This is a genomic window from Roseomonas populi (assembly GCF_024594815.1).
GTDB lineage: Bacteria > Pseudomonadota > Alphaproteobacteria > Acetobacterales > Acetobacteraceae > Roseomonas > Roseomonas populi.
Window position 1 is genome coordinate 43,207 of record NZ_JANJOU010000006.1, and the last position, 24,282, is coordinate 67,488.

At 72.7% G+C, this 24,282-nt stretch carries 22 protein-coding genes; 12 read left to right on the plus strand and 10 right to left on the minus strand.

Annotated elements, in window-relative coordinates:
• Window positions 1-35 precede the first annotated feature (35 nt).
• Genes NRP21_RS09060 through NRP21_RS09080 form a run of 5 tightly spaced genes read left to right on the plus strand, consistent with a single transcriptional unit; the run spans window position 36 to window position 5,106 of the window.
• Entirely contained in the window at window positions 36-1,178 is a 1,143-nt protein-coding gene (locus NRP21_RS09060) for an ABC transporter ATP-binding protein (protein WP_257715868.1), read from the plus strand.
• Window positions 1,171-2,082 (plus strand): carbohydrate ABC transporter permease, encoded by a 912-nt coding sequence (locus NRP21_RS09065; RefSeq protein ID WP_257715869.1) that lies wholly within the window; start codon window positions 1,171-1,173, stop codon window positions 2,080-2,082. Before NRP21_RS09060 ends, NRP21_RS09065 begins: the two co-directional genes overlap by 8 nt.
• A complete protein-coding gene (locus NRP21_RS09070; protein WP_257715870.1) occupies window positions 2,075-2,908 on the plus strand; it encodes a carbohydrate ABC transporter permease in 834 nt (277 codons plus the stop codon). Before NRP21_RS09065 ends, NRP21_RS09070 begins: the two co-directional genes overlap by 8 nt.
• A gap of 20 nt (window positions 2,909-2,928) precedes the next feature.
• The gene (locus NRP21_RS09075; RefSeq protein ID WP_257715871.1) at window positions 2,929-4,209 is read left to right on the plus strand and encodes an ABC transporter substrate-binding protein; all 1,281 of its coding nucleotides are present in this window, start codon (window positions 2,929-2,931) and stop codon (window positions 4,207-4,209) included.
• Between the two features lie 57 nt (window positions 4,210-4,266).
• Window positions 4,267-5,106: a metallophosphoesterase family protein gene (locus NRP21_RS09080; protein WP_257715872.1), complete on the plus strand. Its 840-nt coding sequence runs from the start codon at window positions 4,267-4,269 to the stop codon at window positions 5,104-5,106.
• A gap of 21 nt (window positions 5,107-5,127) precedes the next feature.
• Here the strand turns inward: NRP21_RS09080 and NRP21_RS09085 are convergent, their stop codons facing one another.
• Together NRP21_RS09085 and NRP21_RS09090 are read right to left on the minus strand one after the other, a co-directional pair.
• The gene (locus NRP21_RS09085) at window positions 5,128-6,120 is read right to left on the minus strand and encodes a tripartite tricarboxylate transporter substrate-binding protein (RefSeq protein WP_257715873.1); all 993 of its coding nucleotides are present in this window, start codon (window positions 6,118-6,120) and stop codon (window positions 5,128-5,130) included.
• Window positions 6,121-6,199: 79 nt separating this feature from the next.
• The gene (locus NRP21_RS09090) at window positions 6,200-7,300 is read right to left on the minus strand and encodes a tartrate dehydrogenase (protein ID WP_257715874.1); all 1,101 of its coding nucleotides are present in this window, start codon (window positions 7,298-7,300) and stop codon (window positions 6,200-6,202) included.
• A 17-nt stretch (window positions 7,301-7,317) separates the two neighbouring features.
• On the opposite strand from NRP21_RS09090, the gene NRP21_RS09095 reads away from it, so the two are divergent.
• The 5 genes from NRP21_RS09095 to NRP21_RS09115 all read left to right on the plus strand — a co-directional run bounded on the left by NRP21_RS09095 (window position 7,318) and on the right by NRP21_RS09115 (window position 12,347).
• A complete protein-coding gene (locus tag NRP21_RS09095) occupies window positions 7,318-8,049 on the plus strand; it encodes a GntR family transcriptional regulator (RefSeq protein WP_257715875.1) in 732 nt (243 codons plus the stop codon).
• A gap of 111 nt (window positions 8,050-8,160) precedes the next feature.
• Window positions 8,161-9,441: a glycerate kinase type-2 family protein gene (locus NRP21_RS09100; protein WP_257715876.1), complete on the plus strand. Its 1,281-nt coding sequence runs from the start codon at window positions 8,161-8,163 to the stop codon at window positions 9,439-9,441.
• A 257-nt stretch (window positions 9,442-9,698) separates the two neighbouring features.
• Window positions 9,699-11,132: a pyruvate kinase gene (pyk, locus tag NRP21_RS09105; protein WP_257715897.1), complete on the plus strand. Its 1,434-nt coding sequence runs from the start codon at window positions 9,699-9,701 to the stop codon at window positions 11,130-11,132.
• Between the two features lie 80 nt (window positions 11,133-11,212).
• The gene (locus NRP21_RS09110) at window positions 11,213-11,626 is read left to right on the plus strand and encodes a hypothetical protein (RefSeq protein ID WP_257715877.1); all 414 of its coding nucleotides are present in this window, start codon (window positions 11,213-11,215) and stop codon (window positions 11,624-11,626) included.
• 25 nt (window positions 11,627-11,651) lie between these two features.
• Window positions 11,652-12,347 (plus strand): hypothetical protein, encoded by a 696-nt coding sequence (locus NRP21_RS09115; protein WP_257715878.1) that lies wholly within the window; start codon window positions 11,652-11,654, stop codon window positions 12,345-12,347.
• Between the two features lie 68 nt (window positions 12,348-12,415).
• Here NRP21_RS09115 and NRP21_RS09120 read toward each other — a convergent pair whose 3' ends face one another.
• The 6 genes from NRP21_RS09120 to NRP21_RS09145 all read right to left on the minus strand — a co-directional run bounded on the left by NRP21_RS09120 (window position 12,416) and on the right by NRP21_RS09145 (window position 18,728).
• Window positions 12,416-12,670, minus strand: coding sequence for a hypothetical protein (locus NRP21_RS09120; protein WP_257715879.1), 255 nt, complete (start codon window positions 12,668-12,670; stop codon window positions 12,416-12,418).
• 101 nt (window positions 12,671-12,771) lie between these two features.
• Entirely contained in the window at window positions 12,772-13,854 is a 1,083-nt protein-coding gene (locus tag NRP21_RS09125) for a methylated-DNA--[protein]-cysteine S-methyltransferase (protein ID WP_257715880.1), read from the minus strand.
• 74 nt (window positions 13,855-13,928) lie between these two features.
• Window positions 13,929-14,558 (minus strand): tetratricopeptide repeat protein, encoded by a 630-nt coding sequence (locus tag NRP21_RS27880; RefSeq protein ID WP_308219874.1) that lies wholly within the window; start codon window positions 14,556-14,558, stop codon window positions 13,929-13,931.
• A gap of 62 nt (window positions 14,559-14,620) precedes the next feature.
• Window positions 14,621-15,949, minus strand: coding sequence for a glycolate oxidase subunit GlcF (gene glcF, locus NRP21_RS09135; RefSeq protein ID WP_257715881.1), 1,329 nt, complete (start codon window positions 15,947-15,949; stop codon window positions 14,621-14,623).
• Window positions 15,950-16,282: 333 nt separating this feature from the next.
• Entirely contained in the window at window positions 16,283-17,572 is a 1,290-nt protein-coding gene (locus NRP21_RS09140; RefSeq protein ID WP_257715882.1) for an adenylosuccinate synthase, read from the minus strand.
• 4 nt (window positions 17,573-17,576) lie between these two features.
• Window positions 17,577-18,728 carry an ATP phosphoribosyltransferase regulatory subunit gene (locus NRP21_RS09145; RefSeq protein ID WP_257715883.1) on the minus strand — a complete coding sequence of 384 codons (1,152 nt, stop codon included), beginning with the start codon at window positions 18,726-18,728 and terminating at the stop codon, window positions 17,577-17,579.
• A 172-nt stretch (window positions 18,729-18,900) separates the two neighbouring features.
• On the opposite strand from NRP21_RS09145, the gene NRP21_RS09150 reads away from it, so the two are divergent.
• Both NRP21_RS09150 and NRP21_RS09155 read left to right on the plus strand, forming a co-directional pair.
• Window positions 18,901-19,434: a hypothetical protein gene (locus tag NRP21_RS09150; RefSeq protein WP_257715884.1), complete on the plus strand. Its 534-nt coding sequence runs from the start codon at window positions 18,901-18,903 to the stop codon at window positions 19,432-19,434.
• A gap of 53 nt (window positions 19,435-19,487) precedes the next feature.
• Window positions 19,488-21,554, plus strand: a complete 2,067-nt coding sequence (locus tag NRP21_RS09155) for a tetratricopeptide repeat protein (RefSeq protein WP_257715885.1) — start codon at window positions 19,488-19,490, stop codon at window positions 21,552-21,554.
• Window positions 21,555-21,557: 3 nt separating this feature from the next.
• On the opposite strand, the gene NRP21_RS09160 is transcribed toward NRP21_RS09155, so the two are convergent.
• On the minus strand, window positions 21,558-22,988 hold the full coding sequence (locus NRP21_RS09160; RefSeq protein WP_257715886.1) for an MFS transporter: 1,431 nt from the start codon (window positions 22,986-22,988) through the stop codon (window positions 21,558-21,560).
• A gap of 62 nt (window positions 22,989-23,050) precedes the next feature.
• Window positions 23,051-24,256: a phosphoserine transaminase gene (locus NRP21_RS09165; protein ID WP_257715887.1), complete on the minus strand. Its 1,206-nt coding sequence runs from the start codon at window positions 24,254-24,256 to the stop codon at window positions 23,051-23,053.
• Window positions 24,257-24,282: the final 26 nt, after the last annotated feature.

The window sequence follows — 24,282 nt, forward strand, 5'->3', positions numbered from 1 at the left end:
GCGTAGTCCCCGCCCGTGATTGGCGGGGGCCACAAGTGGACGGCATTTCGATCGCGGGCCTGGGCAAGGGCTTCGGCGGCGCGCAGGTGTTGCGCGGCGTCTCCCTCGGCGTGGCCGCGGGCGAGTTCGTGGCCCTCCTCGGTCCTTCAGGCTGCGGCAAGTCCACCCTGCTCCGCTGCATCGCCGGCATCGAGCGGCCGGACTCCGGCAGCATCCGCATCGGCGGGCGCGAGGTGACGGGGCTGCGCCCTTCGCAGCGCGACGTGGCCATGGTGTTCCAGTCCTACGCCCTCTACCCGCACCTGACGGTGGAGGAGAACGTCGCGGTGCCGCTGGCCATGCGGCGCCTGAACGCGGCGCAGCGCCTGCCCCTCATCGGCGCCCTCCTGCCCGGCACGCGCGCCGCGCGGGACAGCATCACACGAGACGTGCGCGGTGCCGCGGAGGCCCTCGGCCTCGGCCCCATGCTCTCCCGCCGCCCCGGCCAGCTCTCCGGCGGGCAGCGGCAGCGCGTCGCCCTGGCGCGCGCCATCGTGCGCCGCCCCGCCGCCTTCCTGATGGATGAACCGCTCTCCAATCTCGACGCCAGCCTGCGCGTGCAGACGCGGCGGGAGATCGTGGCAATCCACAAGGCCGCCGGCGTCGCCACCGTCTACGTCACCCACGACCAGTCCGAGGCCCTGACCATGGCCGACCGGGTAGCGGTGATGCAGGCCGGCGAGATCCTGCAGATCGCCCCACCCGCCGAGATCTACGCCGACCCGCAGGACCTGCGTGTGGCCACCTTCATCGGCTCGCCGCGCATCAACACCCTGGACGCGGAGGCGGATGTGGATGGCGTGCTGCGCGTCGCGGGCCAGGCCGTGGGGATGCGCGTATCCGGCACCGGCCCCATGACCCTCGCCCTTCGTCCGGAGGACCTGCAGCTCGCCGGCGCGGGCCTGCCCGCGATGCTGGAGGGGGTGGAGTTCCTCGGCGAGAGCCTGCTCGTCCACCTCCGCCACGCCGCCCTCGGAACGCCCCTGGTCCTGCGCCTCGCCCCGGAGGACCGCGAGACGCTGCCGCCCGAGGGCGAAATCACCCTGCGCTTCCCCTTCGGCCGCGCCCTCGTCTTCAACGGCCTGGGCAGGCGCGTTCCCGTGCACGCGCTCTCGCCGGAAGCAACCACCCTTGTCTGAAGCCACCCTCGCCCTGCCCGCCCCGCGCCTCTCCGCCGGGGAAGCCCTGGCCGGCTGGATGCTGACAGCCCCAGCCGCCCTCGCCTTTCTGCTGATGCTGCTGGCGCCGACGCTGGCCACGATCGCCCTCGCCTTCACTGACTACGAGTTGGGCGCACCCGCCCTGAACTGGATCGGGCTGGAGAACTTCGCGGAACTCCTTCAGGACCGCGGCTTCGCCATCGCGCTGCGGAACACGATCCTCTACGTCGCCATCGTCGCGCCCACCTCCGTCCTCGGTGGCCTTGCACTGGCGATGCTGATCGAGGCCGGCACGCGCGGCCGCGCCCTCTTCCGCGCGATCTTCTTCCTGCCCGTCGTCTCCCTTCCGGTGGCGATGGCGGCGGCCTGGCAGTACCTGCTGCACCCCACCATCGGCCCGCTGAACGCCGCCCTGCGCGCGGTGGGCGTCGCCGGCCCGAACTGGCTCTCCTCCTCCGACACGGTGCTGATCTCGCTCGCCGCCATCGGCGTGTGGGAGAATATCGGCTTCAACCTCGTCCTATTTCTCGCCGGCCTCACCGCCATCCCGCGGGAACTCTACGCCGCCGCTGAGGTGGACGGCGCGGCCCGCGCCTGGGACCGCTTCCGCCTTGTCACCTGGCCGCTTCTCGGCCCCACCACCCTCTTCGTCGTCACCATCACCATGACGCGCGCCGTGCGCGTCTTCGACAGCGTGGCGGTGCTGACCCAGGGCGGCCCGAACAAGGCTTCGGAAGTGCTGCTCTACGCGATGTACGAGGAGGGCTTCACCTATTTCCGCCTCGGCTACTCCGCGGCCATCACCCTCGTCTTCCTCGCCATCGTCCTCGCCCTCGTCTGGCTCCAGACCCGCGTGATGGAGCGGCGCATCCACTATGCCTGACCGCTCCCTTCTCCGCGACCTGCCGCGCCTCGCCCTGCTGACGCTGCTCGGCCTGCTCGTCCTGATGCCCTATATCTGGATGGTCGCCGCCAGCCTGAAGCCGCTGGACGAGATTTTCCGCGCCTCCCTCTCCCTGCTGCCGGAGCGCTTCTACGCGGTGGAGAACTACGGCAAGGTCTTCGCCAAGGTTCCGGTCTGGCGCTATCTCTGGAACGGCGTCGTCGTCTGCGGCGGCATCCTCTTCTTCCAACTGCTCTTCGCCGTGCCCGCCGGCTACGCGCTGGCCAAGCTGCGCTTCCCCGGTAGCGGCCTCGCCTTCGGCGCCGTCATGCTCGGCCTTCTCGTGCCTTACCACGTGCCCGCGCTGCCGCTCTATGTCGGCTTCAGCCAACTGGGCCTGCTGAACAGCTACACGGCCCTGATCGCGCCCGCGACCATCTCCGTCTTCGCGATCTTCCTCTTCCGCCAGTTCTTCAAGTCGCTGCCGGACGACCTGATCCACGCCGCCCGCATGGACGGCCTGGGCGAGGCGGAGATCGTCTGGCGCATCGTGCTGCCGAATGCCTGGCCCGCCGCCACGGCCTTCGCGATCTTCTCCGTCGTCGCCCACTGGAACGACCTGTTCTGGCCGCTGATCGTCGTGAACGGCCCGGCCCACGCCACCCCCGCCCTCGGCGTCCTCTACTTCCGCTCGGATGAGGCGGGCGACGATTTCGGCTCCCTCATGGCGGCCGCGGTGCTGATGACCGCGCCCCTCGTCCTCGCCTTCCTGCTGGCCCAGCGCCGCTTCATCGAAGGCATCGCAACCACCGGCCTCAAGGGATGAGGCCGGATGTGGAGACAATCATGACGATCACCACCCGCCGCGCGGCGCTGGCCACGCCCGCCGCCATGCTCTTCATGCCGCGCGTCCTGCGCGCGCAGGCGCAGACGGAGATCACCGTCCACTACGCCCAGCCCTTCATCTACAAGGAGGCCTACGACGCCATCCTGGCCGCCTTCGCCAAGCGCGAGCCGGGCATCAAGGTGAACTACGTCACCACCCCGAACTACGAGGAGGGCGCACAGCTCATCCTCCGCCAGGCCGCCACCAACCAGCTCCCCGACCTCTCCTACCAGGGCTTCAACCGCCTGCGCGTCTTCGCTGAGCGCGGCATCGCCCAGGACCTCATGCCGCTGGTCAAGGCGGAAGCCGCCGACCCCGCCACCATCGGCTACACCTCGAACCTGCTCGCCCTCGGCCATTTCGGCGGCTTCCAGTCCGGCCTCGCCTTCGCCGCCTCCAATCCCGTCACCTACTACAACGCCGACCTCGTCCGCCGCGCCGGCGGCGACCCCGACAACTTCCCCACCAACTGGGGCGACGTGCTGCAACTGGCCGGGAAGATCGACCGCCTCGGCGACGGCACCGAGGGCATGTGGTTCACCTGGAACGGCGACGACTGGATGTTCTCCGCCCTCCTCTTCGGCCATGGCGGCCGGATGCTGACGGAGGACGAGCGCGACGTCGGCTTCGCCGGCCCCGACGGCTTGGCCTCGCTCCGCCTGATCGACCGCATGGTGAAGGAGGGCGGGATGCCCAATCTCTCCGCCACCGCCGCGCGCCAGGCCTTCACCGCCGGCAAGCTCGGCATGATCTTCCAGACCACCGCGCTCGTCCGCGGCATGAAGGAGGGCGCAGGTAACAACTTCGCCCTCCGCACCACGGGAATGCCCGTCATCGACCTGGCGAAGGGCCGCCTGCCCACCGGCGGCGCCGCCGGGATGTTGACCGCGAAAGACCCCGCCAGGCGCGACGCCGCCTGGAAGTTCCTGCGCTTCTCCACCGGGCCGGAGGGCCAGGCGCTGATGGTGCGCAACACCGGCTACCTGCCCTGCAACCAGATCGCGATCGACGATCCGCAATATCTCGGCCAGTTCTACCGCGAGAACCCGCTCTTCCTCGCGGCGGTGAAGCAGATCCCGATCTCCATCCCCTGGTACGCCTTCCCCGGCACGAACTCCGTGCGCGTGACGCAGACGATGGTGGACAACATCGCCCGCATCGTCGAAGGCCGCGCCACGCCGGAGGAAGTCCAGCGCGACATGGCGGCCGAGGTGCGCCGCCTGCTGCCGCGCCGTTCCTGAACCCGATCCGGGGCCGGCCAGCCGCCGGCCCCATCCTCCCTCAGAAGGACGGCCCCCATGACCTTCCGCCTCGCCCAGATCAGCGACACCCACCTCTCCGACCGTGTGCCCGGCTTCCGCGCGAACTTTGATCTCCTGGCCGATCACCTGCGCGCGTCGCGGCCGAACCTCGTGATCAACACCGGCGACATCTCGCTGGACGGCGCGGACCGTGCCGAGGACCTCGCCTTCGCCCGCGTGGCGCATGAGGAGCTGGGCCTGGACTGGCTGGCCGTGCCGGGGAACCACGACATCGGCGACGACCCCCTGCCGGGCTGCCGCCAGCCCGCGAACGCTGAGCGCCTGGCCCGCTGGCGCGCCCATCTCGGCCCCGACACCTTCGTGCGCGACGTGCCGGGCTGGCGGCTGATCGGCCTGGACACCCAGATCACCTCCACGACGCTGCCCGAGGCCGAGGAGCAGATGGAGATGCTGGTGGAGGCCCTGCACGGCACCTCCGGCCGCGCCGTCGCCGTCTTCATGCACAAGCCCCTCTGCCAGGAGCGGATGGACGAGACGGAAAGCACCTACTGGTGCGTCCAGTCCCGCCCGCGTCACCGCCTGGTAGACCTCCTCCTGCCGCAGCGGCCGGCCTTCATCGCCAACGGCCATGTCCACCAGTGGCGAGACCGCGGCATCAGCGAGGGCCTGCGCCAGATCTGGGGCCCTTCCGCCGCCTTCATCGTGGGCGACGCCTATCAGGAGACGGCGGGCGAGAAGGCCGTGGGCTATGTGGAGCACCTCCTCCACCCCGATGGAGGCTTCGAGACCCGCATGGTCCCCCTGCCCGGCCTCGTTCGCCACGACATCGGCGAGATGCCGGAGATCTACGGCCCGCAGAAGCGCCTCGCCGCCTGAGCGGCGACGAGGCGCGGGCGCTCAGTCCGCGTAGACGCCGGCGGCCTGGATGATCGGCCGCCACCGTGCCACCTCCGCGGCCAGGTGGCGCCGGTGCGCCGCCGGCGTCGCCTGCTCCGGCGTCGCCACCTCCGTCACCAGCTCCGCGAAGCGCGCCCGCAGCCGCTCCTCCCGCAGCGCGGCGCGGAGAGCGGCGGAAAGCCGCTCCACCACCGGCTCCGGCGTGCCGGCCGGTGCGTAGAGCCCGTGCCAGGTGCTCATCGCCACGCTCGGCTCCCCGGCCTCCGCCGTGGTCGGCAGGTTCAGCCCCTCCACGCGGCGGTCCAGCGTCACCGCGTAGCTCCGGATCCGGTTGTCGCGGATGAAGGGCACGGTGTTCGTCGCCTGGTCGCAGAACACGTCGATCCGCCCGGCCATCAGCTCCGTCAGCACGGGCGCGGAACCGCGGAAGGCGACGGTGTTGAGGTTCGTCTTCGCCGCGTACTGCATCAGCACGCCGCAGAGATGGTTCGCGCCGCCCACCCCGGCATGGGCGAGGTTCAGCTTGTCGCCCTGGCGCCTGATCTCCGCCATCAGCCCCGCGAGGTCGTTCGCCGGGAAGTCCGGCCGCGCCACGATCGTCATCGCCGCGTCGGAGACGAGGCCGAGCGGCGCGAAGGACTTCTCCACGTCGTAGGTCAGGTTCCGGTAGAGCGTGGCGGAGGTCGCATGGCCGATATGGTGCGCCAGGATGGTGTAGCCGTCAGGCCGCGCGTTCGCCACGCGCGCCGCGGCGATGGTGCCGCCCGCCCCCGTCACGTTCTCCACCACCACGGGCTGGCCGAGGTCCTTGGACATGCCCTCCGCGACGAGGCGGTTGATCACGTCGGTCGGCCCACCCGCCGCGAAGGGCACGATGATCGTGATGGGGCGGTTCGGGAAAGCCTGCGCCAGGGCGGGAGCCGGCCCGACGAGAGCGCCCGCACCCAGCAAGGTCAGGGCGGCCAGCACGGACCGCCGGGAACGCTTGGACATCTCTTCCTCCGTTTCTTTCTTGCAAGCATCCTGCACCCGCCCGGGCGCGCCGTCAGCCCCGGCGCGCCAGGGCAGTCCGTCAGGCCGCCGTGGCGCCCGAGGGGGTGTTCGCGCCCTCGATCGCGGCGATCACCGCCCGCGTCACCGTCTCGGTGTCCGCCGTGCCGCCCAGGTCGGCCGTCAGCACGCCATCGGCGCAGACCCGCTCCACCGCAGCCATCAGGGCCTTCGCCGCGTCCCCCTCGCCCAGCTGCTCCAGCATCATCGCGCCGGTCCAGAAGGTGGCGACGGGATTGGCGACCCCCTTGCCCATGATGTCGAAGGCCGAGCCGTGGATCGGCTCGAACATCGAGGGCGCGCGGCGCGACGGATCGAGGTTCGCGGTCGGCGCCACGCCGAGTGAGCCCGCCACGGCTCCGGCGAGGTCCGAGAGGATGTCGGCGTGCAGGTTCGTCGCCACGACCGTGTCGATGCTGGCGGGCTTGCGCACCATGCGCGCAGCCATGGCGTCCACCAGCTCCTTCTCCCAGGTCACGTCCGGGTAGTCCTTCGCCACCAGCGCCGCGATGTCGTCCCACATCACCATGCCGTGGCGCTGCGCGTTGGACTTCGTCACCACCGTCAGAAGCTTGCGCGGGCGGCCGCGCGCGATGTCGAAGGCCACGCGCATGATCCGCTCCACGCCCGCGCGGGTGAAGATGGCGGTCTCCGTCGCCACCTCCTCCGGGTGGCCGCGATGGGCCCGCCCGCCATGGCCGGCATACTCGCCCTCGGAGTTCTCCCGCACGATTACCCAGTCGATGTCGCCCGGCTCCACCGCGCGCAACGGGCTGGTCAGACCCGGCAGCACCCGCGTGGGGCGGATATTCGCGTACTGGTCGAAGCCCTGGCAGATCTTCAGCCGCAGTCCCCAGAGCGTGATGCTGTCCGGCAGTTCCGGGTCGCCCACCGCGCCGAAGTAGATGGCGTCGAAGCCGCGCAGCGTCTCCAGCCCGTCCTCGGGCATCATCTCGCCCTTCTCGCGGTAGTAGTCGCTGCCCCAGGGCAGCGTCTCCACCTCCAGGGAGAAGCCGCCGTCGCGCTTCGCCAGCGCCTCCAGCACCCGCAGCCCGGCGGGAATGACCTCCTTGCCGATCCCGTCCGCGGGAATGGCGGCAATCCGGTGCACGCGCTTGCTCACGATGAAATCCTTCCCTGTTGGAATATGCGGCGCCGGCTGGCATCCAGCGCCCGATGAGCCAGGACCCGATCAAAGACGAAGGGGCGGCGCGCCCCAGCCTCGCCGAGTCCGCCTACCGCGCCCTGCGCGCCCGGCTGCTCGACATGAGCCTCGCCCCCGGCGACGAGGCGACAGAGGGCGACCTCGCCGCCGGCCTGGGCATGAGCCGCACCCCCGTCCACGAGGCCGTGCTGCGCCTGCAGTCCGAGGGCTTCCTGGCCGTACGTTCCCGCCGCGGCCTGCGCGTGCTGCCGATCGACCCGGCGGGCATGGCCGAAACCTACGAGGTGCTGATCGCGCTCGAAGGCGCCGCCGCCGCGCGGCTTGCCGTCAACCCGAACGCCGGGGCCACCGCCGCCATGGCCCGCGCCACGGAAGCCATGCGCGCCGCCCTCTCCGCCGGGGACCGCCGCGCCTGGGCCGCGGCAGACGACGCGTTCCACCGCGCCCTCCTCCAGGGCTGCGGCAACGCGCGCCTCGCCCGCCTGGCGCAGGAGGCGGCCGACCTTGCCCAGCGCGCCCGATTCGCCACGGCCGCGCTGCGCCCGGAACCCGCCGGCTCCGCCGACGAGCACGCCCGCATCCTGTCCGCACTGGAGGGCGGCGACCCGGAGGCCGCCCGTGCCGCCGTCTCCGCGCACCGGCAGCGCGCGAGCGCGGAGATCCTGCGCACGCTCTCCCTGCCCCTGATGCGCCTCGGCGGCTCCTGACGGCACGGCCCCTCCTCCCGAGCCCCTTCTTCCATACCACCAAGCATACCACAAGCCTCTTGCCGCGCCCGCGCCCGCCGCCATGATGCGCGCCGCCGGGGAGGACCGAACTTGACCGACTGGAACGACAGCCGCGCCCGCGACGCCCTGCGCCGCCTCTTCGACGCCGCCGTCCGCAGCGCCGATCCCCGCGCCATCCTGAAGGACTTCCTGCCGGAGAGGCCGAAGGGCCGCGTGGTCGTGGTGGGCGCTGGCAAGTCCTCCGCCGTCATGGCAGCGGCGCTTGAGGATGCCTGGCCCGACGTTCCGATGACCGGCCTCGTCGTCACCCGATACGGCCACGCCGTGCCCACCCGGCACATCGAGGTGCTGGAAGCCTCCCACCCCGTTCCCGACGCAGCCGGCGAGGTTGCCGCTCGCCGCATCCTGCAGGCCGTCGGGGGCCTGGCGGAGGATGACCTCGTCCTCGCCCTCATCTCCGGCGGCGGCTCCGCCCTCATGCCGCTGGCCGCCCCCGGCCTGACCCTGGCGGACAAGCAGGCCGTCAACCGCGCCCTGCTGGCCTGCGGCGCCACCATCAACGAGATGAACGTCCTTCGCCGCCACCTCTCCGCCATCAAGGGCGGGCGCCTCGCGGCGGCGGCGCATCCCGCTCGCATGGTCACCCTCGCCATCTCGGATGTCCCCGGCGACGACCCGGCCGCTATCGCCTCCGGCCCAACCGTCCCGGACCCCAGCAGCTTCGAGGACGCGCGGCGCATCGTCGCCCGCTACGGCATCGACCTTCCCGCCCCCGTCCGCGCCCATCTGGAGGCGGCGGAGGAGGAAACCCCCAAGCCCGGCGACCCGCGCCTCGCCCGCGCCGAGTACCGCCTGATCGCCACCCCCCTCATGGCCCTTCAGGCCGCCGCGAGAGAGGCGGAGGCGCTGGGCCTCGCCCCCCTCATCCTCGGGGACGCGCTGGAAGGCGAGGCGCGGGAGGTCGGAACCCTCCTCGCCGGCATCGCCCGTTCCGTCGCTGCCCACGGCCAGCCGGTGGCCGGGCCCGCCGTCCTCCTCTCGGGCGGCGAGACCACGGTCACCCTCGGCGGTGCAAAGGGCGCGGGCGGCCGCAACGGCGAGTGCCTCCTCGGCCTCACCGCAGCCCTGGGCGGCCATCCCGGGATCTGGGCGCTGATGGGCGACACGGACGGGATCGACGGCGCCATGGACAATGCCGGCGCCATCGCCGCCCCGGATACCCTGTCCCGCAGCCGCGCCGCCGGCATGGATCCGATTGCGGCCTTGCACGCCCACCGCAGCCACGACGTCTTCAGGGTTCTGGACGACCTCGTCACCACCGGCCCCACCTTGACGAACGTCAACGACTTCCGGGCCATCATCATAGCTTAATAAATATAAGTCCGAAGGCCCTCGCATATGTAACTTAGGGCGCCTAACTTCGCCCTATGCGCGACAAGCTCCTCGAAGACCTTCTCGCCCGCCGTGGCGCCGTCACCCGGATCGCCACCGGGCTCGGCATCTCCACCGCCGCTGTCTCCCAGTGGCGCCGCGTCCCCCCGGAGCGCGTGGAGGAGGTGGCCCGGATCATGGAGGTCCCGCCCGAAACCCTCCGCCGCCCGGTATTCGAGCAGATAGGAGGCCCCCGCTTGGCCAGCCGCATCCCCATCCGCCGCCGCCGCCGCACGAAGATGATCGCCACCCTCGGCCCGGCCAGCGCCGACCCGCAGGTGATCGAGCGGCTGTTCCGCGCCGGCGCCGACGTCTTCCGCCTCAACTTCTCCCACGGCAGCCACGAGGATCACGCCGCCCGTATCGCCACCATCCGCGAGATCGAGCGCCGCACCGGCCGCCCCATCGGCATCCTGGCGGATGTCCAGGGCCCGAAGCTCCGCGTCGGCAAGTTCGGCGGCGGCCGCGTCCAGCTCCAGCAGGGCCAGTCCTTCCGCCTGGACCTCTCCCCCGTGCCCGGTGACGTGCGGCGCGTGCAGCTGCCCCACCCCGAGATCATCGCCGCCGCCCGCATCGGCACCACCCTGCTGCTGGATGACGGCAAGCTTCGCCTCGGCGTCGTTCGCCAGCGCGACGACCACCTGGAGACGGAAGTCCTCGTCGGCGGCGCCCTGTCCGACCGCAAGGGCGTGAACGTGCCGGACGTGGTGCTGCCCATCCCCGCACTAACGGAGAAGGACCGCGCCGACCTCGACTTCGTGCTGGAGCAGGGCGTGGAGTTCATCGGCCTCTCCTTCGTCCAGCGCCCGGAGGACGTGGCCGAGGCCAAGGCCATCGCCAACGGCCGCGCCTGGATCATGGTGAAGATGGAGAAGCCACAGGCGGTGGAGCGGATGGACGACATCCTCGACATCGCCGATGCCGTGATGGTCGCGCGCGGCGACCTCGGCGTGGAGTGCCCGCCGGAGGAGGTGCCGCTGATCCAGAAGCGCATCGTCCGCGCCGCCCGCACCCGCGGCCTGCCCGTGGTGGTGGCCACCCAGATGCTGGAGAGCATGATCTCCGCACCCACGCCCACCCGCGCGGAGGCGTCCGACGTGGCGACCGCGGTGTTCGACGGCGCCGATGCCGTCATGCTCTCCGCCGAGACCGCGGCCGGCAGCTACCCCTACGAGGCGGTGAACATCATGGACCGCATCGTCGCCCGGACCGAGCAGGACCCGGGCTGGCGCGCCATCACCGACAACAACCGCCCGGAGCCGCGCCACACCTCCTCCGACGCCATCGCCGCCGCCGCGCGCCAGGTGGCCAGCACCATCGACGCCGAGGCGATCGGCGCCTTCACCTCCACCGGCTCCACCGTGCTGCGCGTGGCACGGGAACGCCCCGCCGCCCCCATCATCGGCATGACGGCGAACGAGCGCACGGCACGCCGCCTCGCCCTCGTCTGGGGCGTGCATCCCGTGCTGAGCAAGGAACCGGCGAGCATGACGGACATGGTCGCCAAGGGCGTCCGCGCCGCGGCGAGCGAGGGCTTCGCGACCACCGGGGACGAGGTGGTGGTGGTCGCCGGCGTCCCCTTCGGCACGCCCGGCACCACCAACGCGCTGCGCGTGGCGGTCGTGGAGTAGCGCCCGCCCCCATTCACAGACCGGCCCGCGCGCCCGAGAATGCGGCGCCGGCCGGGACCATGCGCCGGGTAATGAGGACGATGATGAAGCGTATGATGATGGCGGCCCGCTGGCTTCCCATGGTGGCCGTGGCCGGGCTGTCCCTGGCCGCCGCGCCCGCCCAGGCTCAGCGCAACGGCCTCTACGAGGTGAACGGCGTCAGCCCGGAAGGCACCGCCTACAACGGCACCATGATCATGCAGCAGGTCGGCCTCGCCTCCTGGCGCGTCGCGTGGCAGGTCGGCGAGGCGCGGTTCGAGGGATACGCCATGTCCGCCGGCCCGAGCTTCGCGATCGGCTTCACCGTGGCCGAGCGTCCGGGCATCGCGATCTTCCAGCGCGCCGATGACGGCAGCCTCAACGGCCAGTGGACCATCGTCGGCAGCAGCGGCATCGGCACGGAAACGCTGACCCCGCGCGACCGCCCGAGCGGCGCGCCCGCCGCACCGCGCTAGCCCTGCGAGCGGCGCGCGAGACACCGTGCCGGCCGCCCTCCTCCCTCTGGCCGTCGCGGCGCTCGGCTGGGCGGTGCTGCTTGCCGCGGGACCTCGGGCGGGGCTCGCCGCCTATCCCCTCGCGCCGCTGCTCTACCTCTTGCCCTGGCTCGGCCTCGGCTCCGCGCCGGCCGGACGGGTCACGATCGCCACGATCCTCGTGATGGCCATCTTCCTCTTCGTCGTCCCCCTCGGCCTTCCGGTTGGGCTGATGGCAGGAACCGCGCTGGCCTGGTCGGCGGCTGCCGTGCTGGCCTGGCTCGGGGCCGAGCCCACCGGCGTCTCCAGCCTCTGGGGCTTCGCGTTGGTCTCGCTCTGGTTCGGGCCGCCGATCATCCTGGCCGGTGCCGCTCTCGCCCACATGGCCCATGTCGTGCGCGGCTGGGCGGAGCGCGCGCCGGCCCGCGCCCCGGGGGGAACCGCTGCTGGCGGCGCACTGGCCGCCCTTGCCATCACCTACGCCATCACGATCCGCCTGGGAGGCTCAGCGGAGGCGCTCCTGCCCTTCGTGGTCCTGCTCGTCGGCTTCGCGCCGCACGCCCTGCTCACCCGGCACGAAGGCATGCCCGGCGTCCTTCGCCTGCTGCTCGTCGCCACGATCGTCGTCACGTTGCCGCTCCTGCTGCTCGCATCCGGACCCGCGCCCCTTCCAACCGAGTTCGAGGGCGGGCTGTCCACCTGATCGACGCGCCGCGACCAGTGCGCCAAACGGTTCAGGACGCGCCGCGATGGGGGCCGGCAACCTCCTCCTCAGCCCGCCAGGAACACCCGCCAGAGCCCCACCAGCAGGGCCACCACGGCGCCCAGCACCGTGACCCAGAGCAGCAGCCGCACCGCCCGCAGCCGCGCGGCGCCCCGCCGCTCCTCCTCGGTCCAGAGCTCCTTCGGCGCCTGGGTGTCCCAGGGCGCCTGGTCAATCCCGGCGAACCGGTCCACCGCCGCCTCCCGCGGAGGGTGGGACCCCTTCTTCCTGAAGACGTTGTCATAGGTCGAATGGCGTTGCACGCGCCCTGACCTCCCTGTTGCACCTTATGCAAGCCCCATCATCCGCATTCGCGCGCAACGGACAATCCACTCCGCGTGAGATCGCGGCGCGGCGCGGGGCCTCACGCCGCCCCGCCGCGCTCCCGCGCCAGGAGCGCCGCCTTGCGCGGCAAGCCCCAGCGATACCCGCGCAGCGATCCGTCCCGGCCCACCACGCGGTGGCAGGGCACGGCCAGTGCCACGCCGTTGTCAGCGCAGGCCCGCGCCACCGCGCGCGCCCCGCGCGGCAGGCCCAGTTCCCCCGCCAGCGCGGCGTAGTCCGTGGTGGTGCCGGACGGGATGGCCCGAAGCGCCTCCCACACGCGCCGCTGGAAAGCGGTGCCGCGCAGGTCCAGCGGCAGGTCCAGCGCGCCGCGCGGCTCCTCCATCCAGTCGAGCACCCGCGCAACCGCCGCCCGCACCGCCTCGTCCGCCGGCTCGATCCGCGCCTGCGGGAAGCGGGCGGCGAGCGAGGCCCGCAGCGCCGCCTGGTCATCGCCCAGTTCAATGGCGCAGACGCCGCGCCCGGTCATCCCCACCATCACCAGCCCCAGCGGGCCGTTGCCGAAGGCCACGCGGATCACCTCCCCCGCCCCGCCCCGCCGCGCCACGCCCGGGGTCATGCCCAGCATCCGCGCGCCGTCCTCATACACGCGGCTCTCGCTGCCGATCCCCGCCTCCGCCACCGCGTCCACAACCCGCCCGCCGGAGGCCAGCGCATCGCCCAGCCGGCGGGTCCGCAGCGCCGCCGAGAAGGCGTGGGGCGTCACCCCCGCCACCTCCCGGAACAGCCGCAGAAAGTGATGGCGTGCGTAGCCCGCCTTCCCGGCCAGCGCGGCGAGGGACGGCACCGGCTCCCCGGCCTCCGCCGCCGCCTCGATGGCAGCGCAGGCCGCGCGCACGGCGGCAGCGTGAATCGCCGCCCGCTCTCCCGCCGGGTCGCAGCGCAGGCAGGGCCGGAATCCCGCCTCGCCCGCCTCCGCCACGCTGGAGAAGTAGCGCGCGTGCCGCCGCAACGGCGGCCGGGCCGGGCAGCCGAAGCGGCAGACGACGCCCTGCGTCGTCACGCCGTAGAAGCGGCCGGGCAATGGATCCCGCCGGAGCAGCGCCTGCCACAGCGCCTCGTCATCGGAGGGGATGGGGATCAGCTCGGGTGTGTCTCGCATGAGGCTTTCTCCCCCGCCCGGCCCCGCAAGGGCCATCCGGCCGTTGCGCCGGAATGACGCCCCGGGCCGCCCTGCTAGGTGGCGTCCCCCTGCGCCCGCCGCGCCATGTCCCGGCGCCGCGCCGTGCCGCCCGCCAGGCGCGGGTTGATCTTCAGCGCCGCGTCCAGGCTCCGAAGGGCCCCGGCCAGGTCCCCCGCATCCTCCTGGATGTCGGCCAGCGCGAGGAGCGCGCCGAAATGCCGGGGCTCCAGCCGCAGCGCCTCCCGCAGGTCGGCTGCCGCCGCCTGGCGCTCACCCGCCGCCGCCTGGGCCTGGGCCCGCAGCACCCAGGATTCCGGGAAGTCCGGCTGCAGGGTGATCGCGGCGTCCAGGTCCTCCACCGCGCTGCCCGGGTCGTTGGCCTCCATCGCCCGCAACCCCTTCCGCAGCAGCAGGCCCACCGCCGGGGTGCCCCCTTCGGCCCAGAGCGCCTGGATGCGTGCCTGCAGCGGCGCCGCCGCCTCGTCGCTCGGCGCCTGGGGCAGGGCGTCCAGCAGCCGGTCCAGCTCCGCCCGCCTCGCCTCCGCCGCGCCCGGCTTCGGCACGGGCACGGCGAGGGGCGGCACCGCCGGCCCCACCCCCGCCCCGCCACCCGGCACGGGCAGCACCTGTGCGGATGCGCCCGCCGAGAGAAGCAGCCCCGCCATCACAGCCCAGCGCATCATCCACCCTCTCCCGCCGAGACCAGGACCGGAAGATGGGGCCGGCGCCCCCGGCGCGCCAAGGCTCAGGCCGTCCCGGCCCGCTCCCGCAGGGCCGCAACCGCCGCCGGCGCCGGGCCGCCCGCCATCCAGTCCAGCAGCTCCACCGTGTGCGCCACCGGCATCCCGCCGCCGAGCTGCGTCAGGCACCCGATGTTGCCCGATGCGACGAGGTCCGCCCCCGTCGCCGCCAGGTGGTCCAGCTTGCGCTCTCTCAGCCGCCCCGCGATCTCCGGCTGCAGGATGTTGTAGGTGCCCGCGCTTCCGCAGCAGAGATGGGCCTCCGCCGGCACGCGCACGTCGAACCCCGCCCGCTCCAGCAGCGCCTTCGGCACGCCCGTGATCCGCTGCCCGTGCTGGAGGGAGCAGGCCGCGTGATAGGCCACCGCGATCCCCGGCCTCTCGCGCACGGGGTCGTACCCGAACGCTTCCAGCACCTCGGACACGTCCTTCGCCAGTTCCGCCACCAGCGCCGCCTTGTCGCGCAGCCCCGGCTCCGCCTCGCGGAACATGTGGCCGTAATCCTTCACCGTGGTACCGCAGCCGGAGGCGTTCACCACGATCGCGTCCAGCCCCTCCCCGCGCGCCTCGGCCGCCCAGACCTCGATGTTGCGGCGTGCCTGGGCATGGGAGGAACCCTGCTTGCCCATGTGGTGGGTCAGCGCGCCGCAACAGCCCTGCCCCGCCGTCACCACCACCTCGATCCCCATGCGCGTCAGCAGCCGGATCGTCGCCTCGTTGATGGAGGGTGCCAGCACCGTCTGCGCGCAGCCCGTCAGCAGCGCCACACGCCCGCGGCGCCGCCCCTCCGCGCGATGCACCATGGGCTTCGCGGATTCACCGGGTTCCGGCACCGCCTCCGGCGCCAGGTCCAGCATCGCCCGCAACCGCTTCGCCGTCATGGACGCCCCGCCGAATAGCCCCCGCAGCGGCCGCGCCAGCCGCGCGCTGGCCAGCGCCGCGCGGAAGAGCCGGGGCCGCGGCAGCACCAGAGACAGCACGGCGCGGATGCCGCGCTCCATCAATGGCCGGCTGTACGTCTTCTCGATGTGGCTCCGCGCATGGTCCACCAGGTGCATGTAGTTCACGCCGCTCGGGCAGGTGGTCATGCAGGAGAGACAGGAGAGGCAGCGGTCCACGTGCCGCACCTCCTCCTCCCGCGCCGCGCGGCCGGATTCCAGCATGTCCTTAATGAGGTAGATGCGCCCGCGCGGGCTATCCAGCTCGTCGCCCAGCAGCACGAAGGTCGGGCAGGTGGCCGTGCAGAAGCCGCAATGCACGCAGGTGCGAAGAATCCCGTTGGACTCGCGGATGTCGGGATCAGCCAGCTGCGCCGCCGTGAACTCGGTTCTCATCCGTTTCCCCGTCCGACAAATCGTGACGGGGGCAACCCGCCCCCGCCGCGTCCCGTTCTCCGCACACTAGAACAAGCTTTGACCACGGCCAAAACAAGACAGGAACGCCAACCCAGAATGCCGACGCTTTCCACCCAGCAAACCCGCCCCCTGAGGCCGGACGCACTGCGCCTCGGCCCCGAAGAGGCCCGCCGCCAGGCCGCGCTCCTGGCCACTCCGGGCCAGGCGGGCCGGCTCTATCCCGGAGATGGCGGCGGTTCCCTGCCAGCAGCCGGAGCGAGCCCGCTCCGTGCGGATCGGCAGGAGGGGCGCTGATCGCCCCTCCCCCTTCTCCTACCCGGCGAAGGGATCGCTGACCGTGATGGTGTCGTCGCGCTCCGGGCTGGTCGAGAGCAGCGTGACCGGCGCCTCCACCAGCTCCTCGATCCGGCGCACATACTTGATCGCCTGCGCCGGAAGCTCCGCCCAGGACCGCGCCCCGCGCGTCGAGCCCGACCACCCCTCGATCGTCTCGTAAACGGGCTTCGCCGCGGCCTGCGCCGCCATGGCGGAGGGCAGGCGCCGGAAGCGCTCGCCGTTGATCTCGTAGCCCGTGCAGATCTTCAGCTCAGGCAGCCCGTCGAGCACGTCGAGCTTCGTCAGCACGAGGCCCTGCACGCCGCCCACCTTCACGGCCTGCCGCACCAGGCAGGCATCGAACCAGCCGCAGCGGCGCGGACGCCCGGTGACGGTGCCGAACTCGTGCCCGCGCTCGCCCAGCAGCTTGCCCGTGTCGTCGAACAGCTCCGTCGGGAAGGGGCCGGAGCCAACGCGCGTCGTATAGGCCTTCGCGATCCCCAGCACGTTGCCAATGGCGTGCGGGCCGATGCCCGAGCCAGCCGCCGCATTGCCCGCCACGGTGTTGGAGGAGGTGACGTAGGGAAAGGTGCCGTGGTCCACGTCCAGCATCACGGCCTGGGCGCCCTCGAACAGCACGCGCTTGCCCTCGGCCCGCGCCGTGTCCAGCCGCTCCCACACCGCTTCCATGAAGGGCAGCAGCTTCGGCGCCCAGCCGAGCAGCTTCTCCATCAGCTCGTCCTTGGCGAACTCCGGCGCGCCCAGCCCGCGAAGCAGCGAGTTGTGGTGCAGCAGCAGCTCGTCCAGCTTCTTCGAGAGCGTCTCGGGCTCGGCAAGGTCGCAGAGCCGGATGGAGCGCCGCCCCACCTTGTCCTCATAGGCCGGGCCGATGCCGCGCCCGGTGGTGCCGATCTTGTCGCCGCCGCGCGCCGCCTCGCGCGCCTTGTCCAGCGCGGGGTGCAGCGGCAGGATCAGCGGCGTGTTCTCGGCGATCCGCAGGTTGTCCGGCGTCACGCTCAGACCCTGCGCCGTGACCTTCGCGATCTCGGAGAGCAGCGCGTCCGGATCCAGCACCACGCCATTGCCGATGATGCCGAGCTTCCCGCGCACCACGCCGGAAGGCAGCAGGCTCAGCTTGTAGGTCTGGTTGCCTACCACCAGCGTGTGGCCCGCATTGTGCCCGCCCTGGAAGCGCACCACGATGTCGGCGCGGCTGGCGAGCCAGTCCACCACCTTGCCCTTGCCCTCGTCGCCCCACTGGGCGCCGATGATGGCGACATTGGCCACGGCCCTACTCCTTCTCAAGCGCCGCGGGCTCGCCGCCGCGCAGCTCATGCGTGCAGCCCAGCGCACGCGCATCGTCGGCGGCCGAAAGCGCCGCCACCGTCACCCATCCCGCGCGCCGCAGCTTCGCGGCCACCGCGGGATCATGCCCTTCCGGCAGGAAGACCCGGTCCGCCGGGGGCGCCACGGGCGCGGCGCGCAGCGCCGCGTCAGGATAGAGGCTGAGGCCCGTCGCCGGCTCCTCGCCGCTCATGTAGCGCCCGCCGCGCCCCAGCTCGCCCGTGCGCCCCGGCCCGTAGAGGGTGAAGGCCACCCCCGTGTGGTAGCGGAAGCCCCGGAACTCCACCGGGTCCAGCGTGATCCGTAGCCCCGGCACACGCCGCCGCAGCGCCGCGACCACGTCCGCCGCGTTGTCCGCGATCCGCCGCGGCCCATCCGGCAGCGGGGCGGCCCGCAGCGCCGCCAGCGCGCCATCGGCCGGCCCGGCCGCGGCCAGCAGCCCCGTCAGGAAGATCGCCGGCGGCCCCGCCGCCTCGGCCAGCACGGCCACCTCCGCCGCGTCCTTGCGGTCCAGGGCGCGGGCCAGGCGCTGCCGCGCCGCGCCCTCAAGCCCCGCCGCGTCCAGCAGCGCGGGCGACATGGCGGGCAGCGTGATGTCCAGCGCCACGTCCGTGATGCCGGCCGCGGCCAGCGCCTCCACGCCCAGCGCCGCGGCCTCGGCATCCGCCTCCGCGCTGTCCACGCCGATCAGCTCCACCCCCAGCTGCGGCAATTGCCGCGCGGGCGCGATCTGCGTGCCGCGCACCCGCAGCACCTGCCCGGCATAGGACAGCCGCAGGGGCCGGGGCGCCTCCCTCAGCCGCGTGGCCGCGATGCGCGCCACCTGCGGCGTGGTGTCCGCCCGCAGCCCCATCATGCGCTGGGAGACCGGGTCCATCAGCCGGAAGGTCTGGTCCGCCAGCGCGGCGCCGGAGCCGGTCAGCAGCCCCTCCTCGAACTCCAGCAGCGGCGGCTTCACCCGCTCGTACCCGTGGGAGGCGAAGACGCCCATCATCGCCTCCACCAGCGCCGCCTCCCGCGCCGCCTCGGGGGGCAGCAGGTCGGAGAGGCCGGCGGGCAGCAGCGCCGAATTGGCGAGAAAGGGCTCGTCGTCAGTCATAGAGAGGATGGGGCATGACGGAGGCGGGGACGCTCTCGGCTTTTTCGCGGGGTGAATGGCAGCGCGCGCCCCGCGCCGCAACCCCGCCGGCCGCCGATCAGCCGCCCCGCCCGGGAATGGGCCCGGCGAGAGGTGCCGGCAACCGTCCCGCGCGGCCCCACGTTGCGGCCGCATGAAGCGCGCCTCCCTCCTCCTCGCCCTCCCCCTCCTCGCCGCTCCTATCCTCGCCGCCTGCAGCGACGATCGCGCCCTCAGCGACTACATTCCCGTCGCCGACCCGCTGCGCGAGCCCGCCCGCGCCGCGCCCTTCGAGTACGGCCGCTCCGGCTGGATCCAGGGCAGCCCGGTCCGCGCCGCCCAGGCTGCGGCCGAGATCGAGGCCTTCACCGATGCGGCGGAGAACGACCCGCTCTGGACCCATCCGCGCAGCGCCGTCCTCCTGCCTCAGCTCCAGATCGCACGGCGGGAGTTCCGGGAGGCGCTGGGCGTCTCGCCGCGCATCCCCTCCGCCGTCGCCGCCCGATCCTTCGCGACCGCCGCGGAGGCGCTGCGCCGGTACAACGAGCCAGCGGCCGCCGCGGCGCTCGGCCCGGTCGGCGGCACCGCGACCCTCGCCCGCCTCTCCAACCTCCCCCGCCTGCCGCGTGTGGAGGAAGCCGCACAGGCCGTCGCGATCGAGGTGAACCAGCCCGGCCGCAACCGTTAGTTCACCAATCCCGGCGCATCCTCCCCTCCAGCCCAAAAAGGCCGGAGGACAGCGTGACGGAACCCCTCGCCGAAGCACCGGGCGCGACAATGTCCCGCGCCCTCGCCCTGCACCGCGCCGGCGACCTCGCGGCGGCGGAGCCGCTCTACCGCGCCGTCCTGGCAGCCCAGCCCCGGCATTTCGGCGCCCTCCACCTGCTCGGCCTGCTGCGCGCCATGGCAGGCGACCCGGCCGGCGCCGTGCCTCTCCTCCGCGCCGCGATCGCGGCCGATCCGAGCCACGGCTTCGTCCACAGCAATCTCGGCAACGCGCTGGTGGAGCTGGAGCACGCCGAGGAGGCGCTGGAGTCCTTCAACCGAGCCCTGACCCTCTCCCCGGACCTCCTGGAGGCACGGGTCGGCCGCGGCAACGCCCTCCAGGCCCTGGACCGCCACGCGGAGGCGTTGGCCGAGCTGGAGGGGGCCGCCGCCCATGGCGCCGACATGCCGGAACTGCACAACAACCGCGGCAACGCCCTGCGCGCCCTGATGCGCCCGGCGGAGGCCCTGGCCGCCTACGACGCCGCCCTCCTCCGCAACCCCCTCTACGCCGCAGCCCACGGCAACCGCGCCACCGCCCTGGTGGACCTGGACCGGGACGTGGAGGCGCTGGCGAGCGTCGCGATCGCCCTCACGCTCCGCCCCGGTGATCCGGGCTACCTGAACACCCAAGGCGTCGCCCTTCGCGCCCTGCACCGGCCTGAGGAGGCGCTGGCGAGCTTCGACCGCGCCCTCGCCGGCGATCCCGGCCTGGTCAACGCCCATGCCGGCCGCGCCGCCGCCCTGTCCGACCTCAACCGCCACGAGGAAGCCCTGGCGAGCGCCGACGCGGCCCTCTCCCTCTCCGCCAGCGCCGCAGCCCACCGCAACCGGGCCGCCGCCCTCACCCTTCTCGGCCGCCACTCGGAGGCGGAGGCGGCGGACGGCGCCGCCCTGCGCGCCGATCCCGCCTGCGCGGAGGCCTGGAACGGCCGCGGCAACGCCCTGACGGAGCTGGGCCGCTTCGAGGAGGCGCTGGACTGCTTCGACCGGGCCGAGGCCCTGTACCCCGGCAGCCGCAGCATCCCCTACAACCGCGGAAACGCCCTGCGCGGCCTGAACCGCCACCGGGAGGCCATCGCCTGCTTCCAGGAAGCCCAGGCGATCGACCCGGGCTTCGCGGATGCCCACTGGAACGAGGCGCTGAGCCGCCTGGCCCTGGGCGACCTGGAGACGGGCTTTGCCGGATACGAGTGGCGCTGGCGCCGCAAGGGCAATCGGCCGCATCGCCACGCGGACCATGCCCTCTGGCAGGGGGAGGCGATGGAGGGCCGCACCCTCCTCCTCCACGCGGAGCAGGGGCTGGGCGACACGATCCAGATGGCCCGCTACGTCCCCATGGCCGCCGCTCGCGGCGCGCGGGTGGTGCTGCAGGTGCAGCGCCCCCTCCTGCCCCTGCTGCATGGCCTGCCGGGCGTGGCGGAGCTGATCGGGCCGGACGATCCGATCCCGCCCTTCGCGGCGCAGTGCCCGCTCCTTAGCCTTCCCCACATACTCGGTGCCGTCATCCCCGCGCCCGTCGCCTTGCCCGTCGATCCCGCGCGAGTCGCCGCATGGGATGCGGCGCTCCCGCGCGGGGCGCTGCGCCTGGGCATTGCCTGCTCCGGCAACCCGCAGCACCTCGGGGACCGTCACCGCTCCGTCCCGCTCGGGCTTTTCGCGCCGCTGCTCGGCGCGGGCGTGCAGGGCTTCCTGATCCAGACGGAGTTGCGCGCCAGCGACGAGCCGGTCCTGGCCGCCACCCCCGGCCTCACCAGCCTTCGCCCGCACCTGACCGACTTCACCGAGACCGCCGCCGCGCTCCTCGCCATGGACGCGGTGGTCTGCGTGGACACCAGCGTGGCGCATCTGGCCGGCACGCTGGATTGCCCCGTCCACCTCCTCCTGCCGGACCTCGCCGACTGGCGCTGGATGCTCGGGCGGGGGGACACGCCCTGGTACCCCGGCATGCGCCTGTACCGCCGTGCCCGGGGCGAGCCCTGGGAGGAGGTGATCGCCCGGGTCGCCAGCGCCCTGGCCCCGCAGGTAGCCCTGGCCGCCTGAGGGCTACTCGGCCGCCTGCGACAGCGGCCGCGCCACCTCTTCCAGGGAACGTCCCTCGGCCGCGAAGCCCAGCTTCCACTCCGTGCCCGCCGCCAGCAGCATCAGCGCGGCACCCAGCAGGTAGCCCCACATGATGTGCGCCCGTTCCCCGCCCTCAATCAGCGCGCCGAACAGCGCCGGCCCCACCACGCCGCCCACCAGCGTGCCAAAGGCGTAGAACAGCGCGATCCCCATGGCCCGCATCTCCAGCGGGAAGCTCTCCCCCACCGTCAGGTAGGCGGCGGAGGCCGCGGCGGAAGCGAAGAAGAAGATCACCGTCCAGGCGGCCGTCTGTTCCCAGGCGGAAAGCCAGCCCTGGGCGAAAGCGAAACCGGTGGCCGCCATCAGAATCCCCGCCAGCGCGTAGGTTCCGGTGATCATCACCCGGCGCCCCACCGTGTCGAAGAAGTGGCCCAGCAACAGCGGCCCCATCAGGTTGCCCAGCGCGAAAGGCAGCATGAACCAGCCGATATGCGCGGATTCGATGCCGTAGAACTTCGTCAGCACCAGGGCGTAGGTGAAGAACACCGCATTGTAGCAGAAGGCCTGGCAGGCCATGAGCACCACGCCCAGCACGGCGCGCTGCGGATAGGTGCGGAACATCGTCCGCGCCACCTCCGCCAGCGTGGTGTGGCTGCGCGGGTCGATGGTGATGGGCTGCCCCACCACGGGCGGCAGTGGCCCCTTCTCGCGCGCCACCCAGTCCTCGATGTCGTGCACGATCTTGTCGGCCTCGGCACGGCGCCCATGCGTCATCAGCCAGCGCGGGCTCTCCGGAATGTAGCGCCGCAGCAGCAGGACCGAGAGCGAGAGCGCCCCGCCCACGCCGAAGGCCAGGCGCCAGCCCAGTTCCGGGTTGATCACCTGCGGATCCAGCAGCACCAGGGATGCCGCCGCGCCCATCGCCGCGCCGCCCCAGAAGGTGCCGTTGACGGCCAGGTCGGTGGTGCCCCGCCGCCGCGCCGGAATCAGCTCCTGGATCGCCGAGTTCACCGCCGCGTACTCGCCCCCGATCCCCGCGCCGGTGAGGAAGCGGAACAGCGCGAAGGACCAGAAATCCCAGGAAAAGCCGGTGGCGATCGTCGCTAGAAGATAGACCAGCACCGTGAGGGTGAAGAGCTTCTTCCGTCCCACCCGGTCCGTCAGCCAGCCGAAGAACAGCGCCCCGCCCACGGCACCGAGAAGATAGGCGGAGGCGGTCAGCCCCACCTCCGTCTCCGTCAGCCGCAGGCTCGGGCTGTCCTTGATCGCGCCGGCGAGGGAGCCGACGAGTGTTACCTCCAGCCCGTCCAGCACCCATGTTACGCCGAGCGCGATCACCACCAGCCAGTGGAAGCGGGACCAGGGCAGCCGGTCCAGCCGATGCGGCAGGTCTGTGGTGAAGCGCTCGGCCAAGATCGTTCCTCCCCGGGGATCCCGGGTGCGGAACCGTCAGGCCGCCCGAAGGTTACAGCGGCCTACTTCGCCGGGCTGGCCTCCTCATGCGCCAGCTCCACCGCCAGCTCCGCGAAGGCCCAGTCCAGCCAGGGCAGCAACGCTTTGATGTCGGCCGTCTCCACCGTCGCCCCGCCCCAGATCCGCAGCCCCGGCGGTGCGTCCCGGTAGGAAGCGACGTCCAGCGCCACCCCTTCCTCCTCCAGGATGGCTGCCAGCCGCTTCGCCGCCCGTGCCTGCCCCGCCGCATCCATCGCCGCGAACCAGGGCACCGTGATCTTCAGGCAGATGGAGGTGCAGGAGCGCGTCGCCGGATCCTCGGCCAGGAAGCCAGCCCAGCCACTGGTGGAGACCCAGTCCGCCACCGCCGCCAGGTTCGCCTCGCTCCGCGCTACCAGAGCGTCCAGCCCGCCGATCGATTCGGCCCAGCGCAGCCCGTCCAGCGCGTCCTCCACGCAGAGCATGGAGGGCGTGTTGATCGTATCGCCCTTGAAGATGCCCTCGATCAGCTTCCCGCCCTTGGTGAGCCGGAACACCTTCGGCATCGGCCGCCCGGAATCCCAGGATTCCAGCCGCGCCACCGCGCGCGGGGAGAGCGCGAGCATCCCGTGCGCCGCCTCGCCCCCCAGCACCTTCTGCCAGGACCAGGTGACGACATCGAGCTTGTCCCAGGGCAGCCGCATGGCGAAAGCCGCCGAGGTCGCGTCGCAGATCGCCAGCCCCTCGCGATCATCGGCGATGAAGTCGGCATGGGAAAGCCGCACGCCGGATGTCGTGCCGTTCCACACGAACACCGCGTCGCGCGAGGGATTCACCGGCTCCAGCGAGGGCAGCCGCCCGTAATCCGCCTCGCGGATGCGCGCGTCCGGCAGCTTCAACTGCGAGACGATGTCGGTGGCCCACTCCTTGGAGAAGCTCTCCCACACCAGCACGTCCACGCCCCGCGCGCCGAGCACGGACCACAGCACCATCTCCACCGCGCCCGTGTCCGATCCGGGGACCACGCCCAGCCGCCAGTCCGCGGGCATGCCCAGCACGGCCTTGGAGCGCTCGATCACCTCCACGATCCGCGCGTGCGGATCCCTGGCCCGGTGGCTGCGCCCCAGAAGCGCGCCCTCCAGCGCCGCCAGGGACCAACCCGGCCGCTTCGCGCAGGGGCCGGAGGAGAAGCACGGGTTCCCCGGCCGCACGGAGGGCCTCGCCCGCTCCAATCCCGCTGTCGCCGCCATCGCCCGCGCCTCCGTCCACCGCCCGC

Bases quoted from the DNA above. Each gene is read 5' to 3' on its own strand.
- NRP21_RS09165 (WP_257715887.1), bottom strand. From the start codon at position 24,256: ATGGCGGCGACAGCGGGATTGGAGCGGGCGAGGCCCTCCGTGCGGCCG.
- NRP21_RS09070 (WP_257715870.1), top strand. From the start codon at position 2,075: ATGCCTGACCGCTCCCTTCTCCGCGACCTGCCGCGCCTCGCCCTGCTG.
- NRP21_RS09125 (WP_257715880.1), bottom strand. From the start codon at position 13,854: ATGCGAGACACACCCGAGCTGATCCCCATCCCCTCCGATGACGAGGCG.
- NRP21_RS27880 (WP_308219874.1), bottom strand. From the start codon at position 14,558: ATGATGCGCTGGGCTGTGATGGCGGGGCTGCTTCTCTCGGCGGGCGCA.
- NRP21_RS09085 (WP_257715873.1), bottom strand. From the start codon at position 6,120: ATGTCCAAGCGTTCCCGGCGGTCCGTGCTGGCCGCCCTGACCTTGCTG.
- NRP21_RS09075 (WP_257715871.1), top strand. From the start codon at position 2,929: ATGACGATCACCACCCGCCGCGCGGCGCTGGCCACGCCCGCCGCCATG.
- NRP21_RS09080 (WP_257715872.1), top strand. From the start codon at position 4,267: ATGACCTTCCGCCTCGCCCAGATCAGCGACACCCACCTCTCCGACCGT.
- NRP21_RS09110 (WP_257715877.1), top strand. From the start codon at position 11,213: ATGATGAAGCGTATGATGATGGCGGCCCGCTGGCTTCCCATGGTGGCC.
- glcF (WP_257715881.1), bottom strand. From the start codon at position 15,949: ATGAGAACCGAGTTCACGGCGGCGCAGCTGGCTGATCCCGACATCCGC.
- NRP21_RS09150 (WP_257715884.1), top strand. From the start codon at position 18,901: ATGAAGCGCGCCTCCCTCCTCCTCGCCCTCCCCCTCCTCGCCGCTCCT.
- NRP21_RS09145 (WP_257715883.1), bottom strand. From the start codon at position 18,728: ATGACTGACGACGAGCCCTTTCTCGCCAATTCGGCGCTGCTGCCCGCC.